This is a genomic window from Bradyrhizobium lablabi (genome assembly GCF_001440475.1).
In the GTDB taxonomy this organism is placed as follows: Bacteria; Pseudomonadota; Alphaproteobacteria; order Rhizobiales; family Xanthobacteraceae; genus Bradyrhizobium; species Bradyrhizobium lablabi.
In genome coordinates, this window is record NZ_LLYB01000109.1 from 30459 (window position 1) to 46064 (window position 15606).

At 62.8% G+C, this 15606-nt stretch carries 16 protein-coding genes; 5 read left to right on the plus strand and 11 right to left on the minus strand.

The genetic code is table 11. The features are described from left to right. Positions 1-95 precede the first annotated feature (95 nt). Both gyrA and CQ14_RS31470 read right to left on the minus strand, forming a co-directional pair. Positions 96-2822, minus strand: coding sequence for a DNA gyrase subunit A (gene gyrA / locus CQ14_RS31465; RefSeq protein ID WP_057861688.1), 2727 nt, complete (start codon positions 2820-2822; stop codon positions 96-98). 204 nt (positions 2823-3026) lie between these two features. After that, positions 3027-3425: a DUF2306 domain-containing protein gene (locus CQ14_RS31470; RefSeq protein ID WP_057861689.1), complete on the minus strand. Its 399-nt coding sequence runs from the start codon at positions 3423-3425 to the stop codon at positions 3027-3029. A gap of 249 nt (positions 3426-3674) precedes the next feature. Here CQ14_RS31470 and CQ14_RS31475 point away from each other — a divergent pair, with 249 nt between their 5' ends. Continuing rightward, the gene (locus CQ14_RS31475) at positions 3675-4031 is read left to right on the plus strand and encodes a low molecular weight protein tyrosine phosphatase family protein (protein ID WP_057861690.1); all 357 of its coding nucleotides are present in this window, start codon (positions 3675-3677) and stop codon (positions 4029-4031) included. On the opposite strand, the gene CQ14_RS31480 is transcribed toward CQ14_RS31475, so the two are convergent. Beyond that, positions 4028-4516 (minus strand): single-stranded DNA-binding protein, encoded by a 489-nt coding sequence (locus CQ14_RS31480; protein ID WP_057861772.1) that lies wholly within the window; start codon positions 4514-4516, stop codon positions 4028-4030. The genes CQ14_RS31475 and CQ14_RS31480 overlap by 4 nt on opposite strands. Positions 4517-5027: 511 nt before the next feature. On the opposite strand from CQ14_RS31480, the gene CQ14_RS31485 reads away from it, so the two are divergent. The 3 genes from CQ14_RS31485 (at position 5028) to uvrA (ending at position 9963) form a co-directional block, all read left to right on the plus strand. Next, the gene (locus CQ14_RS31485) at positions 5028-5774 is read left to right on the plus strand and encodes an outer membrane protein (protein ID WP_057861691.1); all 747 of its coding nucleotides are present in this window, start codon (positions 5028-5030) and stop codon (positions 5772-5774) included. 227 nt (positions 5775-6001) lie between these two features. Further along, entirely contained in the window at positions 6002-6649 is a 648-nt protein-coding gene (locus tag CQ14_RS31490; RefSeq protein ID WP_057861692.1) for an outer membrane protein, read from the plus strand. 329 nt (positions 6650-6978) lie between these two features. Then, positions 6979-9963 carry an excinuclease ABC subunit UvrA gene (uvrA, locus tag CQ14_RS31495; protein WP_057861693.1) on the plus strand — a complete coding sequence of 995 codons (2985 nt, stop codon included), beginning with the start codon at positions 6979-6981 and terminating at the stop codon, positions 9961-9963. A gap of 54 nt (positions 9964-10017) precedes the next feature. Here the strand turns inward: uvrA and CQ14_RS31500 are convergent, their stop codons facing one another. From CQ14_RS31500 to CQ14_RS31535, 8 genes are all read right to left on the minus strand, one after another. After that, entirely contained in the window at positions 10018-10236 is a 219-nt protein-coding gene (locus CQ14_RS31500) for a hypothetical protein (protein ID WP_057861773.1), read from the minus strand. A gap of 210 nt (positions 10237-10446) precedes the next feature. Next, the gene (locus CQ14_RS31505; protein WP_057861694.1) at positions 10447-11394 is read right to left on the minus strand and encodes a YVTN family beta-propeller repeat protein; all 948 of its coding nucleotides are present in this window, start codon (positions 11392-11394) and stop codon (positions 10447-10449) included. 2 nt (positions 11395-11396) lie between these two features. After that, positions 11397-11939, minus strand: a complete 543-nt coding sequence (locus tag CQ14_RS31510) for an SRPBCC family protein (RefSeq protein ID WP_057861695.1) — start codon at positions 11937-11939, stop codon at positions 11397-11399. Positions 11940-12165: 226 nt separating this feature from the next. Beyond that, complete coding sequence (locus CQ14_RS31515) at positions 12166-12492, minus strand: PRC-barrel domain-containing protein (protein ID WP_057861696.1); 327 nt, start codon at positions 12490-12492, stop codon at positions 12166-12168. A gap of 146 nt (positions 12493-12638) precedes the next feature. Continuing rightward, positions 12639-13196: an RNA 2'-phosphotransferase gene (locus tag CQ14_RS31520; RefSeq protein WP_057861697.1), complete on the minus strand. Its 558-nt coding sequence runs from the start codon at positions 13194-13196 to the stop codon at positions 12639-12641. Positions 13197-13369: 173 nt separating this feature from the next. Beyond that, the gene (locus tag CQ14_RS31525; protein WP_057861698.1) at positions 13370-13606 is read right to left on the minus strand and encodes a hypothetical protein; all 237 of its coding nucleotides are present in this window, start codon (positions 13604-13606) and stop codon (positions 13370-13372) included. Beyond that, on the minus strand, positions 13603-14268 hold the full coding sequence (locus CQ14_RS31530; RefSeq protein WP_057861699.1) for a hypothetical protein: 666 nt from the start codon (positions 14266-14268) through the stop codon (positions 13603-13605). The genes CQ14_RS31525 and CQ14_RS31530 overlap by 4 nt, the downstream gene beginning before the upstream one ends. A 74-nt stretch (positions 14269-14342) precedes the next feature. After that, positions 14343-15122 carry an AAA family ATPase gene (locus CQ14_RS31535; RefSeq protein WP_057861700.1) on the minus strand — a complete coding sequence of 260 codons (780 nt, stop codon included), beginning with the start codon at positions 15120-15122 and terminating at the stop codon, positions 14343-14345. Positions 15123-15188: 66 nt separating this feature from the next. Between CQ14_RS31535 and CQ14_RS31540 the strand changes: the two genes are divergently transcribed. Then, the gene (locus tag CQ14_RS31540) at positions 15189-15527 is read left to right on the plus strand and encodes a hypothetical protein (RefSeq protein WP_063800450.1); all 339 of its coding nucleotides are present in this window, start codon (positions 15189-15191) and stop codon (positions 15525-15527) included. The last annotated feature ends 79 nt before the right edge of the window (positions 15528-15606 follow it).

Consider the following 15606-nt stretch of genomic DNA (forward strand, 5'->3'; position numbering starts at 1 on the left):
GGCCTGACCCCGGGTTTCGCGGGGCCTGTCATCTGGCGCGCATTCGCGCGACCCGTTGGCTCCACCCGGGCTGCACGCTACACACTTGGCCGGCGCTAGCCGCCGTTCCCATTCTCGCCGTTCTCGTCTTCCGAAATATGCTCGACCGAGACCACGTGCTCGTCCTCTGCGGTATCGAACACGATCACGCCCTGGGTCGAACGGCCGGCGATGCGGATGTCCTCGACCGGGCAGCGGATCAGCTGGCCCTTGTCGGTGACCAGCATGATCTGGTCGCTGTGCTCCACGGGGAATGACGCCACCAGCTTGCCGTTGCGGTTGTTGACACTCATCGCGACGATGCCTTTACCGCCGCGGCCGGTGGTGCGGTACTCGTAGGACGAGGTGCGCTTGCCGTAGCCGTTGACGGAGACCGTCAGCACCACCTGCTCCTGCGCCGACATTTCGGCGTAGCGCTCCTGCGAGAGCTGGAGCGAGCCCGAGGTCTCCTCGCCTTCCGCATCAACGGGTTCTTCCGCCGCGGTTTCGCCGGCGACCGCGCGGCGCATCTTGAGGTAGGCCGAACGCTCGTCGGAAGTGGTCTCGACATGGCGCAGGATCGCCAGCGAGATCAGCTTGTCGCCTTCCGCCAGCGCAATGCCGCGCACGCCCATCGAGGTGCGGCCGGTGAAGACGCGCACATCGGTGACGGGGAAGCGGATGCATTGGCCGCCGGCTGCCGTCAGCAGCACGTCGTCATGCTCGGTGCAGATCTGGACGTCGACGATCGACTCGCCCTCCCCAAGCTTCATGGCGATGATACCGGAACGGCGGACATCGACGAAGTCGGACAGCTTGTTGCGGCGAACCGTGCCGCCTGTCGTCGCGAACATCACGTCGAGATTGGCCCAGGAGGATTCATCCTCCGGCAGCGGCATGATGGTGGTGATGCGCTCGCCCTGCTCCAGCGGCAGGATGTTGATCATCGCCTTGCCACGTGCATTCGGCGCTGCCATCGGCAGCCGCCAGACCTTTTCCTTGTAGACCTGGCCACGCGAGGAGAAGAACAGCACCGGCGTATGGGTCGAGGCCACGAACAGGCGGCTGACAAAATCCTCGTCGCGGGTCTGCATGCCCGCGCGGCCCTTGCCGCCGCGCCGCTGCGCCCGATAGGTCGAGAGCGGCACGCGCTTGACGTAGCCGGCGTGCGAGACCGTGACGACCATGTCCTCGCGCTGGATCAGGTCTTCGTCCTCAACCTCGCCTTCCTGCTCGACGATCACAGTCTTGCGCGGGGTGGCGAACTCGTCCTTCACGGCGGCGAGCTCGTCCTTGATGATCGCCTGCACGCGCGCGCGCGAACGCAGGATCTCGAGGTAGTCGGCGATTTCCACCGCGAGCTTGTCGAGCTCTTCGGAAATTTCCTCGCGGCCGAGCGCGGTCAGGCGCTGCAGACGCAAATCGAGAATGGCTCTGGCCTGCTCCAGCGACAGCCGCGCGGTGCCATCAGGCGCCATGCGGTGACGCGGGTCGTCGATCAGGCGGATCATCGCCTCCACGTCCTTTGCCGGCCAGTCGCGTGACATCAACGTGTCGCGCGCCGTGTTCGGATCGGGCGAGGTTCGGATCACGCGAATGATCTCGTCGATATTGGCGACCGCAATGGCAAGGCCGACCAGGATATGGGCGCGGTCGCGGGCCTTGTTGAGCAGGAATTTGGTGCGACGCGTGACGACCTGCTCGCGGAACGCGATGAACAGCGTCAGCAGGTCCTTCAAATTCATCAACTGCGGCCGGCCGCCGTCGAGCGCCACCATGTTGGCGCCGAAATTGGTCTGCAGCGGCGTGAAGCGATAGAGCTGGTTCAGCACCACGTCGGGTACCGCATCGCGCTTCAGTTCGACGACCACGCGAAAACCGTCACGGTCGGATTCGTCGCGCAGATCGGAGATGCCTTCGATTTTCTTCTCACGCACCAGCTCGGCGATGCGCTCGACCATGGTGGCCTTGTTCACCTGGTAGGGAATCTCGGTGACGATGATCGCTTCGCGATCTTTGCGGATGGTGTCGATTGTCACCTTGCCGCGCATCACGATCGAGCCGCGGCCGAGGTGATAGGCTGAGCGGATGCCCTGGCGCCCGAGGATGATACCGCCGGTCGGGAAATCCGGGCCCGGGACGATGTTGATGAGATCGTCGATGGTAAGCGCCGGATTGTCGATCAGCGCCACGCAGGCGTCGATGACTTCGCCGAGATTGTGCGGCGGGATGTTGGTCGCCATGCCGACCGCGATGCCGCCGGCGCCGTTGACCAGGAGATTCGGGAATTTCGCCGGCAGCACCGACGGCTCTTTTTCGGAAGAGTCGTAGTTCGGCTGGAAGTCGACGGTATCCTTGTCGATGTCGTCGAGCAGCGTCTGCGCGATCTTGGTCAGGCGGGATTCGGTGTAGCGCATGGCCGCCGCCATATCGCCGTCCACCGAGCCAAAATTGCCCTGCCCGTCGATCAGCGGCACGCGCATGGAGAAATCCTGCGCCATGCGCACCAGCGCGTCATAGACCGACTGGTCGCCGTGGGGATGGTATTTACCGATCACGTCGCCGACCGTGCGCGCCGACTTGCGGTACGGCTTGTTCCACTCGAAACCGTTCTCGTGCATCGCGTAGAGAATGCGCCGATGCACCGGCTTCAATCCGTCGCGCGCGTCCGGCAACGCACGCGCCACGATCACGCTCATGGCGTAATCGAGGTAGGAGCGTTTCATCTCGTCGAGGATGGAAACGGGACGGATATCAGAGTGCTCCGGCGGCTCGCCGGGCTTGTCGTCTTCGTTGTCGGACAAAGGGGAAAATCCAGTCAGTTCTCAGTCGGGAATCATATAGCGCATCGGGGGTCCGATAACCACCCCGGAGCCTTTAAGCGGAGCTGTTTTTCCGCTCGTTTTTTCATGGACTTACGGCAGCGCAAGGGAGTTTTCCGACCGCTGCTGGGACAGCTATTTCCGGGCCCGAATGAAACTGCTAAAATGGTGCTTAATTACCGCTCCTTACGGACCGAAAACCACCGCATGCATGATCCGTCCCGGCAGGAAGGTGAAGACGCCGGCGACGACCAGCGCGCCAAAGAAGATCGAGGTCATCGCCTTCTTGTGCGCGCCGACATTGTGCCGGCGGGCATGCAGCACCGCGAGCACCAGCATGACCGGCGCAAAGATCGACAGCAGATGAATTGGGCTGAACGGCCCGACCAGGCGGATCTCGTGGATCCAGAACGAACTGATCGCCACTGCAAACATCAGCGCCACCCAGATCCAGCCGATGGTCCGGTGCGGCAAGGTTCCCTTTGGCGCGGCGAACTGGACGATCCCAAGCGCGAAGGCGGCGATCGCTGCGAAGGCGTGCAGCGGGATCGTTCCAGGGGCCTCCAGCAGCGGCGCGAGGCTCATGGTGGTCGCTCCAGATCCGATTGGCGTTCGAGGCTGGAAGCAGCTTACGGGAAAGACCTCATGTAAGTATTAATAGCTGACCGAACCGATCACACGCCCGGATAGAAAACTCGATTTTCAGCCGAATGCAGCCGGTTCGGGACACTTCCCGCTATCAGGCGCCGCTGCGATCAGAACGATTTAGTGAGCAGGAGAAATGTCAACTATACGCAAGGACCCGATGCTCCATCGCCCCATTCGAGCGACAAAGTGACCAACGTCCTTTTCGTCTGCAGTGCCAATCGCCTGCGCAGCCCAACGGCTGAACAGATCTTTTCGACCTGGCCGGGGGTAGAGACCGACTCGGCCGGCATCTCGAACGGCGCGAACGTGCCGTTGTCGTCCGAACAGGTCGAGTGGGCCGACATCAATCTTCGTCATGGAGAAGACCCATCCTTCGTCATGGAGAAGACCCATCGCAACAGGCTGAACCGGAAATTCCGGTCCAGCTTGAAGGGTAAGCGGGTCATCTGCCTCGACATTCCGGACGACTACGAATTCATGGACCCGGTTTTAGTCCGGATGCTCGAAAGTCGCGCCGGCCGTTTCTTGCCGGCCAAACCCTAGAACGGGATGTCGTCGTCCATGTCGCTGTTGCGGCTGCCGGCCGCTACCGCCCGACGCGGTGCCGAAGAGACCGGACCGCTGGAGCCGAAATCGCCGGAATCGTCCGAGCCGAAGCTGCCGCCTCCGCCGCCGCCGCGGCCATCGAGCATGGTCAGGGTCGAGTTGAATCCCTGCAGCACGACTTCGGTCGAGTATTTCTCGACGCCGCTCTGGTCGGTCCATTTGCGGGTCTGCAGCGCACCCTCGATGTAAACCTTGGCACCCTTCTTCAGATATTGCTCGGCGACCTTGCAGAGCCCCTCGTTGAAGATCACGACGCGGTGCCACTCGGTCTTTTCCTTGCGTTCGCCGGTGGCCTTGTCGCGCCAGGTCTCCGACGTCGCGATGCTCAGATTGGCAATCGGCCGTCCGTCCTGCGTGCGCCGGATCTCCGGATCCTTGCCGAGGTTCCCGACCAGAATCACCTTGTTCACACTTCCCGCCATCGCCGCTCTCCAATCGATATCGCCGGCAAAAATCACCGGTCCGACGGCAAATCGCCGGACGTCTTCAATTCTTGACCTGTCGCTTGACCTGTCGCCTGTCCGCTTCCGGACATCCGAGGCGACCCTATACGTTCGCAGGCCTCGCTGACTTGGCGATCCCTCGCCAAGCCGGTGGTTATCCACATATAGCATCGCCCGGCCGCGCGTTCCAGCTTTGTTCCCACGAACACTCCGCCAGAGCCTGACCACAACAATACAACTGTTGAGCGAACCACGGGAACCCACGGAGATACGGAAACAGACGAGAATGGAACTCGAAAGTTCCCGTCTCGGTTCCAATTATGCCAGCTAATTCATGTTGTTGTGCATATAACTCGGCTGTCGCCTGTTGCATCCGGGACACGCCATTTCTGCGCGAGTCGCGATATAGAACACCTATCGGCGCGGGCGTTCGCGTCATCCACAACGCTTCGGGACCAACGGGAAGCGAGCAAGAGCTGGAGATCAGAGGATGAAGAAGTTTCTGTTAGGTACGGTTGCTCTCATCGCGTTCGCTGCGCCGGCGGCGGCCGCCGACCTTGCGGCGCGCCCCTACACCAAGGCCCCGCCGGCACCGGTCGCGCTGGTGTACGACTGGAGCGGCTTCTACATCGGCGCCAACGGCGGCTGGGGTTCGAGCCGCAAGTGCTGGGATTCGGTGGCGCCTGCTCTCCTGATCGGCGCTGAGGGTTGCCATGACGCGACCGGCGGCACCGCCGGTGGTCAGATCGGTTATCGCTGGCAGGCCAGCAGCTGGGTGTTCGGCCTCGAAGCCCAGGGCAACTGGGCCGACTTCAGGGGCAGCAACGCAAGCACGCTCTTCCTTGGCGCCCGGAACGACTCGCGGATCGACGCCTTCGGCCTGTTCACGGGCCAGGTTGGTTACGCCGCCAACAACGTTCTGTTCTACGTTAAGGGCGGCGCGGCCGTCACCGCGGATCGTTTCCGCATCTTTGATATTCCCACGGGCCTCGTCGTTGGCACCACCGGTGATGATACCCGTTGGGGAGCCAGCGTCGGCGCAGGCGTCGAATTCGGCTTCGCCCCCAATTGGACGGCCGGCGTCGAGTACAATCACCTGTTCATGCAGGACCGCACGCATACCTTCGTCGACGGAGCCGGCGCCTTCTTCGCCGCCGATCGCATCAGTCAGGACGTCGATCTCGTCACCGTTCGCGTCAACTACAAGTGGGGTGGCCCGGTGATTGCGAAGTACTGATCTTCGCTTTCCAAATCGGGATGAAAAGGCCGGCCTCGCGCCGGCCTTTTTGTTTGGTTGTACCGCGACGGCATCAACACCCGCACCGGTTGCAGAATACCTACATTTGCCGCGGATGTGGTTTTTCGGCGACAGCAATTTGCGGAAACTTCGCGCTATATGCCGAAGCAACCTCAAATTGACGGCTGAGGAAAAGTTGCGTTGGGAGCCGTGAAAGGAAAAAGAAAGTGAAAAAGATTCTGCTGACCACCACCGGTTTGATCGCGCTCGGGATGGCGCCCGCGGTCGCCGCCGATCTTGCCGCCCGGCCTTACACCAAGGCGCCTGCCGCAGCGATTGCGATCAATAACTGGAGCGGCTTCTACCTCGGCGCGATGGGCGGCTATGCGCAGGAGAACTCGTCGGGCATCGGTACGCTGAGCGGCGGATTCGCTGGCGGCACCGCCGGCTACAACTGGCAGATGGGCAACGTCGTCCTCGGTCTCGAAGCCGATGCCGCCTGGGCGGACATTGGCACGACCCTGGGCGTTCCCGGCATCGCCTCGCTCGACTACACGATTCGCTCGATGGGTACCGTTCGCGGCCGCGTCGGCTATGCTTTCGATCAGGTCCTGATCTACGGCACCGGCGGCTACGCCTGGTCCGACAACCGCCTGACGGCAACGGCGGCCGGCTTGGGGAGCGTCTCGGACAGCCGCTTCCACTCCGGCTGGACTGTCGGCGCCGGTGTCGAGGTGATGTTCGCACCGAAATGGTCGGTCAAGGCCGAGTACCTCTACAAGAGCCTGGAAGGCGGCACCTACCTCGCCGGCACTTTCCCCGTCGGAACGATCAATCTCAACAGCGTTCAGGTCGGCGTGAACTATCACTTCTAAGAGTATGGCCCGGATAAGCGGATACCGCTTTTCCGAAAGGATCATGCTCAAACAAAAGCTTTCAGCCTTCCTGCTGAAACTACATGCGCCTCCGTTCCTCAATCCGGAACGGAGGCGTTTTCTTTTGCGCAGTTCCGCCCCGCGCTGCTGACGGCTGCTGCCAAAACGTTGATGGCGCAAAACAATCCGTTGATGATTCGCGCGCGGCACTGGATATTCCCTCTCGTTCTTCCTATGTTCCGACTTTCAATCATCGGCGCCTGATCCCGGTTCGCTCCGGCAATGCGCGCCCAACGCGGCGCGCGACAAGCGCGCCTGGAAATGCCGATATGGATGAAGTGCTAAGGGCGAAGCGCCAACAGAACGCCGGCTCCGCGTCGCGTGCGATCACCATTCGTGGCGCGCGCGAGCACAATCTCAAGAATGTCGATCTCGAGATTCCCCGCGACAAGCTCGTAGTGTTCACCGGACTCTCCGGCTCCGGCAAATCCTCGCTCGCCTTCGACACCATCTATGCCGAGGGACAGCGCCGCTACGTCGAATCGCTCTCCGCCTACGCGCGCCAATTCCTGGAGATGATGCAGAAGCCGGATGTCGACCAGATCGACGGCCTCTCTCCGGCGATCTCGATCGAGCAGAAGACGACGTCGAAGAACCCGCGCTCCACCGTCGGCACCGTCACCGAGATCTACGACTACATGCGCCTGTTGTGGGCGCGCGTCGGCGTACCCTATTCGCCGGCCACGGGCCTGCCGATCGAAAGCCAGATCGTCTCGCAGATGGTCGACCGCGTGCTGGCGCTGCCCGAAGGCACCCGCCTCTATCTGCTGGCGCCGGTCGTGCGCGGCCGCAAGGGCGAATATAAGAAGGAACTCGCCGAATGGCTCAAGAAGGGCTTTCAGCGCGTCAAGATCGACGGCACCTTCTATGAACTTTCGGAAGCGCCAACGCTCGACAAGAAATTCCCGCACGACATCGACGTCGTGGTCGACCGCATCGTGGTGCGCCCCGATCTCGGCCAGCGCCTCGCCGAAAGTTTTGAGACCGCGCTGAAGCTCGCCGAGGGCCTGGCCGTGATCGAATATGCCGATGCCCCCGCGGGCGCGGCGGAAGAGAAGAAGTCCGACAAGAAAACTGCAAAAATCCACGACAAGAGCGGGCCGGAACGGATTCTGTTCTCGGAAAAATTCGCCTGCCCGGTTTCCGGCTTCACCATCCCCGAGATCGAGCCGCGGCTGTTCTCGTTCAACAATCCCTATGGCGCCTGCCCGGCCTGCGGCGGCCTCGGCGTCGAGCAGCATATCGACGAGGACCTCGTCATTCCCGACAAGGAGCTGACCTTGCGCAAGGGCGCGATCGCGCCCTGGTCCAAGTCCTCCTCGCCCTATTACATCCAGACGCTGACCGCGCTCGGCAAGTTCTACAAGTTCACGCTCGACACCAAGTGGAAAGACCTGCCGAAGAAGACGCAGGCTGCCCTGCTGCACGGCTCCGGCGACGACGAGATCAAGTTCTCCTATGAGGACGGCGTCCGCTCCTACGATACCAAGAAGCCGTTCGAGGGCGTCATCACCAATCTCGAGCGCCGCTATCGCGAGACCGAGAGCGAGTGGGCGCGCGAGGAGCTGGCAAAGTATTTCTCCGACATTCCCTGCGCGGGCTGCAACGGCCATCGCCTCAAGCCGGAGGCGCTCTGCGTCAAGATCGGCGGCAAGCATATCGGCGAGATCTCCGAACTGTCGGTGAAGCGCGCCGGCGAATGGTTCGAGAGCGTGCCGAAGGCGCTCAACGCGCAGCAGAACGAGATCGCCGCGCGCGTGCTGAAGGAGATCCGCGAGCGGCTATCCTTCCTGCTTGATGTCGGCTTGAATTATCTGACGCTGTCCCGCTCCTCCGGCACGCTGTCCGGCGGCGAAAGCCAGCGCATCCGCCTGGCCTCGCAGATCGGCTCGGGGCTGACCGGCGTGCTCTATGTTCTGGACGAGCCCTCGATCGGCCTGCACCAGCGCGACAATGCGCGGCTTCTGGAAACGCTGAAGCGGCTGCGCGACCTCGGCAATACCGTGATCGTGGTCGAGCATGACGAGGACGCGATACGTCTGGCGGATTACGTGCTCGACATCGGCCCCGGCGCCGGCATGCATGGCGGCCACATCGTGGCGCAAGGCACGCCCGCCGAGGTCATGAAGAATCCGAAATCGCTGACGGGCAAATATCTCACCGGCGAATTGTCGGTGGCGATCCCCGAGCGCCGGCCGCCGAACCATCGCCGCACCATCAAGGTCGTCAACGCCCGCGGCAATAATCTGAAGAACGTCTCGGCGGAGATCCCGCTCGGCTTGTTCACCTGCGTGACCGGCGTATCCGGCGGCGGCAAGTCGACGCTTTTGATCGACACGCTCTATCGCGCCATCGCCCGCAAGCTCAACAACGCCAGCGAAGGCGCCGCGCCGCACGACCGCATCGAGGGGCTGGAGCATATCGACAAGATCATCGACATCGACCAGTCGCCGATCGGCCGCACCCCGCGCTCCAACCCTGCGACCTATACCGGCGCCTTTACGCCAATCCGCGAATGGTTCGCCGGCCTTCCCGAAGCCAAGGCGCGCGGCTACGAGCCCGGCCGCTTCTCCTTCAACGTCAAGGGCGGCCGCTGCGAGGCCTGCCAGGGCGACGGCGTCATCAAGATCGAGATGCACTTTTTGCCCGACGTCTACGTCACCTGCGACACCTGCAAGGGCAAGCGCTACAACCGCGAGACGCTGGAAGTCCTGTTCAAGGGCAAGTCGATCTCGGATGTGCTCGACATGACGGTGGAAGAAGCCGCCGAGTTCTTCAAGGCCGTCCCCCGCGTCCGCGAGACGTTCAAGACGCTGCACCGCGTCGGCCTAGACTATATCCACGTCGGCCAACAGGCCACCACCCTGTCGGGCGGCGAAGCCCAGCGCGTCAAGCTCGCCAAGGAGCTGTCAAAGCGCGCCACCGGCCGCACGCTCTACATCCTCGACGAGCCCACCACCGGGCTGCACTTCCACGACGTCGCAAAACTTCTGGAGGTGCTGCACGAGCTGGTCGCCCAAGGCAACACGGTCGTCGTGATCGAGCACAATCTGGAGGTCATCAAGACCGCCGACTGGGTCATCGACCTCGGCCCCGAAGGCGGCGACGGCGGCGGCGAAATCGTCGCCTGGGGCCCACCAGAGGATATCGTGAAAGCGCCGCGGAGCTATACGGGGAAGTTTCTGGCGCCGGTGCTGAAGAAGGCGGATAGCAAGCCGAGGAAGAGCGCGGGGGCGAGTGAGGCGGCGGAGTAATCGCTAAGTCAACCTGTGGCTCACCTGCGCTCCACCCGCCTATGAGCCTTCACGTCACTTGCCCGCTGTTATCTCCCGCTTCTCCAGCGACACTGCGATCCGTTCCAGAAAGACGTTCATCCGCCGGGTCTCCGCGATCTGTTGCTCGTAAAGCTCGGCCCAGTTGGCTCCGGACGGTCCACGTCCCCGATATCCCTTCGAAAGCCATAGCCACACCGCGATCAGCACCACGAACGGCAACCACGATGCCGCCAACGCCATCCAATCATTCATAAGAAATGTCTCCAATTTCACCGCGCGTCTGCGCATCTGCATGAGCGGCGGCGACTTGAGCGCGACTGATGGCATAACGCAACACGCTGCGCAATCTTACATTGATGATGGACCTGAATGTGCAGGATGGGTAGAGCGAAACCCATCGCCTTCGTAAACGGTGGGTTTCGCTTCGCTCTACCCACCCTACGCAGTGCACTCCTTCGCTGGCTACCGCCTGAGAAACGCCCCGAACGCCCGCGGCCCGTCGCCGACCTTGATCTCGCCTGTTACTTTCAGCTCAACCGCATCGATCACGCTGATCGAGTTGCTCTCCCAGTTCGCGACGATGACGCGCCTCCCGTCCGCCGTCGCCGCGATGCCTTCCGGATAATCGCCGACGGTGATGCGCTTGACCGGCGCCAGCGTGGCAAGGTCGAACACGGTGAGGGTGCCGTCATACTGGTCGGTGACGAAGCCGCGGCCCTGGGCCAGCGCGACGGCATAGGGGCGCAGGCCGGTCTTCACACGGCCGATCTCGCGGGCCTGCTCAATATCGATTACCGACACGTCGTTCGATCCGACATTGGCGGTGTAGGCGCGATGGCCCTCGGCATCGATGGTAATGCCGAACGGGCGCGTGCCCACTTTGATTACCGCCCGCCGCTCGCGCGTGGCGGTATCGATGACGGATACGCTGTCAGCATCGCGGTCCGCGGAAAGCAGCAGCCGGCCATCCGGTGTCACCGCAAGCCCGGACGGCGAGGCGCCGACCGTGATGCTCGCGCTCACGCGCTGCTCCCTGGGATCGATCACCCGTACCGCCGCGGCGTACCAGTCGGCGACATAGACGGTGGCGCCGTCCGGCGCCACCGCGACACCGAGCGGACCACCGCCGACGTCGATCTTGCCGACGATCCGGCGTGCGGCGGCATCGACTACCGTCAGCGCCTTGGTGTCCGGGCTCGTCACATAGGCGAAGCGCCCATCCGGCGTGATGGCGACGCCCGCCGGCTTGCCGCCGATCGCGATGGTGGCGACCGGCTGCAAGGACGTGAGATCCACGACCGTCAGATTTTCGCTGAGCTGGTTGGTGACGAAGGCTTCCTCGGCCCAACCCTGCCCGGCGAACGCTGCGCCGATGCCGCCGACGAACGCCGCCAGGGCAAGGGCCCGCACGATCAGCTTCCGCTCTCGACCTTCTTCTTCAGCGCCTCGAGGCCCGCGCGATAAAGCCCGCTCACGGCCTTGACCGCGGCCTCATCGCTCAGCTCCGGCGGCGGGTCGTTGTTGGGAAAGCCGCGATAGAACGCGCCCGCCCATTCCAGGCTGCTTCCCTTGCCGTCGGCGCCGGGCGTAACCGTCAGGGTGGAGGAGTAGTTAGTGACCGGCAGCACCTTCACGTCGACGGCCGTGATCCGGTACGAATAGGTCATCTTCTCGGCGTCGTATTTGTAAAGCTCCTCGTCGACGGTCGCGCCATCCGCCAGTGTCAGCCGCCGCGTCGCCTCGATCTCGTTGCCTTTCGTGCCCTCGGTCTTGCTGACCGGCTGCAGCCAGCTCATGTCCTGGAAATTGCCGATCACCGCCCACACCTTGGCCGGCGGCGCGTTGATCTCGATCGATTCCCGCACCTTCTGGCGGGTCGGCCCGTGCGCCCAGGCGACCCCCATTACCGCCAGCGCCGTCAGCACGGCACCCACCCCCGTAATTGTCACTCTCATGTCGTTTCCCCAAAGTTTCGTTGGCCGCGCCGGCGCGCGTTGGCGATAGCGTACCGCATTTTCGTGCCAAAGAAGGCTGGTTCGTGGCGCTGCCGGGAAGCGGTAATGCAGGATGCGTGGAGCGACGTTGTCCGCCGGAAGCGATACCGATCGCGCTTTTGCGGCGCGAACGAGGGCCGCATCCCGCCGCTTGGGAACTCAGAAGCCCGCAGCCGCAAATGCCGTTCTACACCGTCCAGTAATGCGGATGAGGCCTTGAGCGATCACCCCAATCGAAGGCTTCTTCATCGAGCTCGGATGGACCCGTGCGCAGATCTTCCAGTGTCACGTCGGATTGGTAGGCCTGACGCGCGGGATCAAATCGGAGGGCGTCCCAGCGGATCGGACAATGATGGTGACTGCCGAGCAGCCCGCCGGTCTTGATCACGGCGTAAGCCACGGTTCCGCTCACCTTGTCGAGCATCAGCCGTTCGATCGAGCCAAGTTTTGTGCCGTCGCGGCCGTACACGCTCACACGCTCGACGCGATCACTGGGCACCAGGGTGTGAGGCATGGCTTCCTCCCTGTCTTCCCCTGTTCGGTCAATATCATAGCACAGCCGCACTCGGGATGGGTGACCCTGTCTGCGACAAAGTCTCCAAAGGCGTAGGATGGGTAGAGCGCAAGCGAAACCCCTCACCCACGCAAACCGCAGGGTCCCTACTCTGCTCCGGTTGCCGATGGCGCCAGGAACTCCGGCGGCACCCGGTCCGTCAGCCAGACGCCATTGTCGGCGAGGTAGAACTTGAAACCATTCGCGTGCATGGCAAGGGCATCGATCTCAAAGATGTGCGGCTTGCCATGTCGCTGCCCGACACGACGGGCCGTCTCTTCATCGCGGGAAAGATGAACCTGCTGGCGCGCCTGCGGCTTCAAGCCTTGTTCAAGGATCGCTTCCACAAACCGCGTCGCCGTCCCGTGATACAGCACGGGCGGCGGCTCTTTGGACGACAACCCGAGTTCGACCGACACGGAATGTCCTTGAGCCGCCCGGATGCGCTGTCCATCCGGCGAGACCGAAAACCGTTTCTTGTCGCTGGTCTCGACGACGTGGAGCAGCTCCTTCCGGTCGAACTTCGTGCCGGCGACATTGGCCTTGTCGATCAACGCTTCAATGCTGGCCCATCCCTGGGAATCCAGCACAAGCCCGATCGCATCCGGCTTGTGACGCAGGACGAGACTCAAGAACTTGCTTAGCTGGGTGCGGTCGATCGACATTTATCTTTCGCCTGGCCTTGTATACGACGGCGGGAGATCTGACCAGTGATGTAGGATGGGGGAGCAAACGGGTCCGGCCTTTCGGCCGGCCCGATGATAAAGTCCGCGATCCCCATCAGGGTAGCCGTACGATGCAGAAGGATGGGTTTGGCTTCTACCCATCCTGCGGGCGCTCACCCATCGACCATCGACGTAATCTCGCCCCGTCGCCATTGCGCGAGCCGCTGCGCATAGCGCGGCGCGATACGGTCGTAGTTCGACCAGCTATCCTTCGTCATCGGCTCGTCGGCCCCGCGCCAGTAATTGGCTTCGCCGAAGATCAGCCTGGCGTCGCCCAGAGCCGTTGCCTCCTCGGGCTGCATCAACCGGTTCATGTAGGCGTGGCAGAACGCGTTGAATTCGGGCCTCACGTCCGCCTGCCAGAGCAGCCCGCCGAGCGCATTTTCCAGGAAAGCCCGCGGCGATCCGCGCCGCTTGCGCAGGGCATGCTGCTGCCGGCGTCGAGCCGCCCCTCGCGCAACAGGCCTTCCAGCGCGCACCAGGCCGCGAAGAAGCCGTCCTCGACGCGGTGTTCAGGCTTGTCGTCGGGATAGATCGTCGCATAGGCGCGCTCCTGAATGACGCCGAGATATAGATGTCGCGGCCGCCCGTCGCTGCCGAGTTCAACGATGGCCCTCAGGCCTTCGCGCGGCTGCGGCAGCGTAAAGCGGACCGCCTTGATGGTACCCTCCACGCGCCGCTCAAAGCGCGCGCTCAGCGCCGCATCGTCCATTTGCCAATCGAAACCCGGCGGCAGCGCACCGCGATAATTCGGACGGATGAACGCGTGCGACACAAAGGTGATCCAGAGGCGGCCCTGTTTGCGCGGCGGCCACAAGGCCCGGTTCTTGATATTGATGTGCGTCCCGACGTCCACGCCGAGCTTGGCTGCACTGATCCCAGGTTGGCTGTTCGGCGTCGCGCTCTTGAACGCTTTTTTTCCGAGCGCCACCGCAAGCGCGGTCGCCTCCGCGTCCTCGATACGCTTGCCCAGCGCGTCGAGGAGCATTTGTGTCAGATCCTGGCCGGTCATGCGGTCTCCGGTTGCGATGCGCGGGCGCCGTCGGAACGCCGCCGCTTCGTTGTCGCGCCGGAATCACGGATGGTTCACTCTCCAGCGATCGCACCTTCCACGAAACCTGCCGGATCCTCGCAGAACTCGCGCATCAAGCGAAAATGGTCAGTCTCTTCCACCTTCGTCGGCTCGAGTCGATACTTCGTCAGCCGTAGTAGCGTCGCGCTGGGATAGGCCATCAGGACAGGCGAATGCGTGGCCATGATGATCTGGCAATGGCCTATCTCGTCCATCCGCCGCATCAGTTTCAGAAACTCGATCTGCCGCGCGGGCGAGAGCGCGGATTCCGGCTCGTCGAAGATGAAGATGCCCTGCCGCTGGCAGCGCTCTTCGAAGAAACGCAGAAAACCTTCGCCATGGGAGTGCGACAGGAAGTCCGGCGGAGGGCCTCCTCCACTTGGATATTTCTGGGCCATCTCGTCCAAGTATCGGGCAACCGAGAAAAAGCTTTCGGCGCGGAAAAACCAGCCATTGGTTATTTTGGGTAGCCAGCTCGCCCGCAACGCGTTGGACAATTGCCCTCCCATTTTTTCCAACGCCCATGAGTGATCGACCGTCATGTACCCCTTGCCGCCCCCGGCTTCGTCGTAGCCGGCGAGCACGGCGATGCCTTCGAGCAAGGTGGATTTGCCCGTGCCGTTCTCACCGACGATGATTGTGATCGCCCGATCGAAGCTCAATTCGAAATCATCGCCCAAAAGCGGCAGGCAGAACGGATAGGCCTCGCGGTCGGTGATCCGCGACGGCTCCAGCCAGATGCGCTTAAGGTACGGCGCCGGCAAATTGATCGGGCGATTGCGTCTGGAAGCCATGGGCCCTGGTCCGGAGGAAACAATGTCGTTCGTCATGGTTATACAGAAAACGCCGTACAATCCTAGATGGCACGCCAATCAATGCCAAGCGTCACCTACACCATCTTCCGTAACGCCATCCTTGCCGGGCAGCAAGTTATCTGCCGCTATGGCGGGCGCAGCCGCGAGCTCTGCCCGTATGTCATCGGCACCAACAGACGCGGCGAAGAGGTCGTGCTGGCCTGGCAGTTCGCCGGCGACAGCAGTGGCCCACTGCCGCAATGGCGCTGCCTGAAACTTGCTGACGTCAGCGACGCCCGCCTGCGCGCAGGCCGCTGGCACGAGGGCGGCTCGCACCGCACGACGCAGACCTGCGTTAGCGATATCGATCTCGACATCAACGTTCAAGTTCGCAAGCACAGGTGAGCAAGCGTAGCACGCGTAGGGTGGACAAAGCGAAGCGTGCCCACCATCGAGCGACGATTGGTGATGGTTGGTGGACACG

Excerpts from the sequence above, each read along its gene's own strand:
- CQ14_RS31470 (WP_057861689.1), bottom strand. The coding sequence starts at position 3,425 with ATGAGCCTCGCGCCGCTGCTGGAGGCCCCTGGAACGATCCCGCTGCAC.
- CQ14_RS31480 (WP_057861772.1), bottom strand. The coding sequence starts at position 4,516 with ATGGCGGGAAGTGTGAACAAGGTGATTCTGGTCGGGAACCTCGGCAAG.
- CQ14_RS31485 (WP_057861691.1), top strand. The coding sequence starts at position 5,028 with ATGAAGAAGTTTCTGTTAGGTACGGTTGCTCTCATCGCGTTCGCTGCG.
- uvrA (WP_057861693.1), top strand. The coding sequence starts at position 6,979 with ATGGATGAAGTGCTAAGGGCGAAGCGCCAACAGAACGCCGGCTCCGCG.
- CQ14_RS31500 (WP_057861773.1), bottom strand. The coding sequence starts at position 10,236 with ATGAATGATTGGATGGCGTTGGCGGCATCGTGGTTGCCGTTCGTGGTG.
- CQ14_RS31510 (WP_057861695.1), bottom strand. The coding sequence starts at position 11,939 with ATGAGAGTGACAATTACGGGGGTGGGTGCCGTGCTGACGGCGCTGGCG.
- CQ14_RS31515 (WP_057861696.1), bottom strand. The coding sequence starts at position 12,492 with ATGCCTCACACCCTGGTGCCCAGTGATCGCGTCGAGCGTGTGAGCGTG.
- CQ14_RS31520 (WP_057861697.1), bottom strand. The coding sequence starts at position 13,196 with ATGTCGATCGACCGCACCCAGCTAAGCAAGTTCTTGAGTCTCGTCCTG.
- CQ14_RS31530 (WP_057861699.1), bottom strand. The coding sequence starts at position 14,268 with ATGACCGGCCAGGATCTGACACAAATGCTCCTCGACGCGCTGGGCAAG.
- CQ14_RS31535 (WP_057861700.1), bottom strand. The coding sequence starts at position 15,122 with ATGGCTTCCAGACGCAATCGCCCGATCAATTTGCCGGCGCCGTACCTT.
- CQ14_RS31540 (WP_063800450.1), top strand. The coding sequence starts at position 15,189 with ATGGCACGCCAATCAATGCCAAGCGTCACCTACACCATCTTCCGTAAC.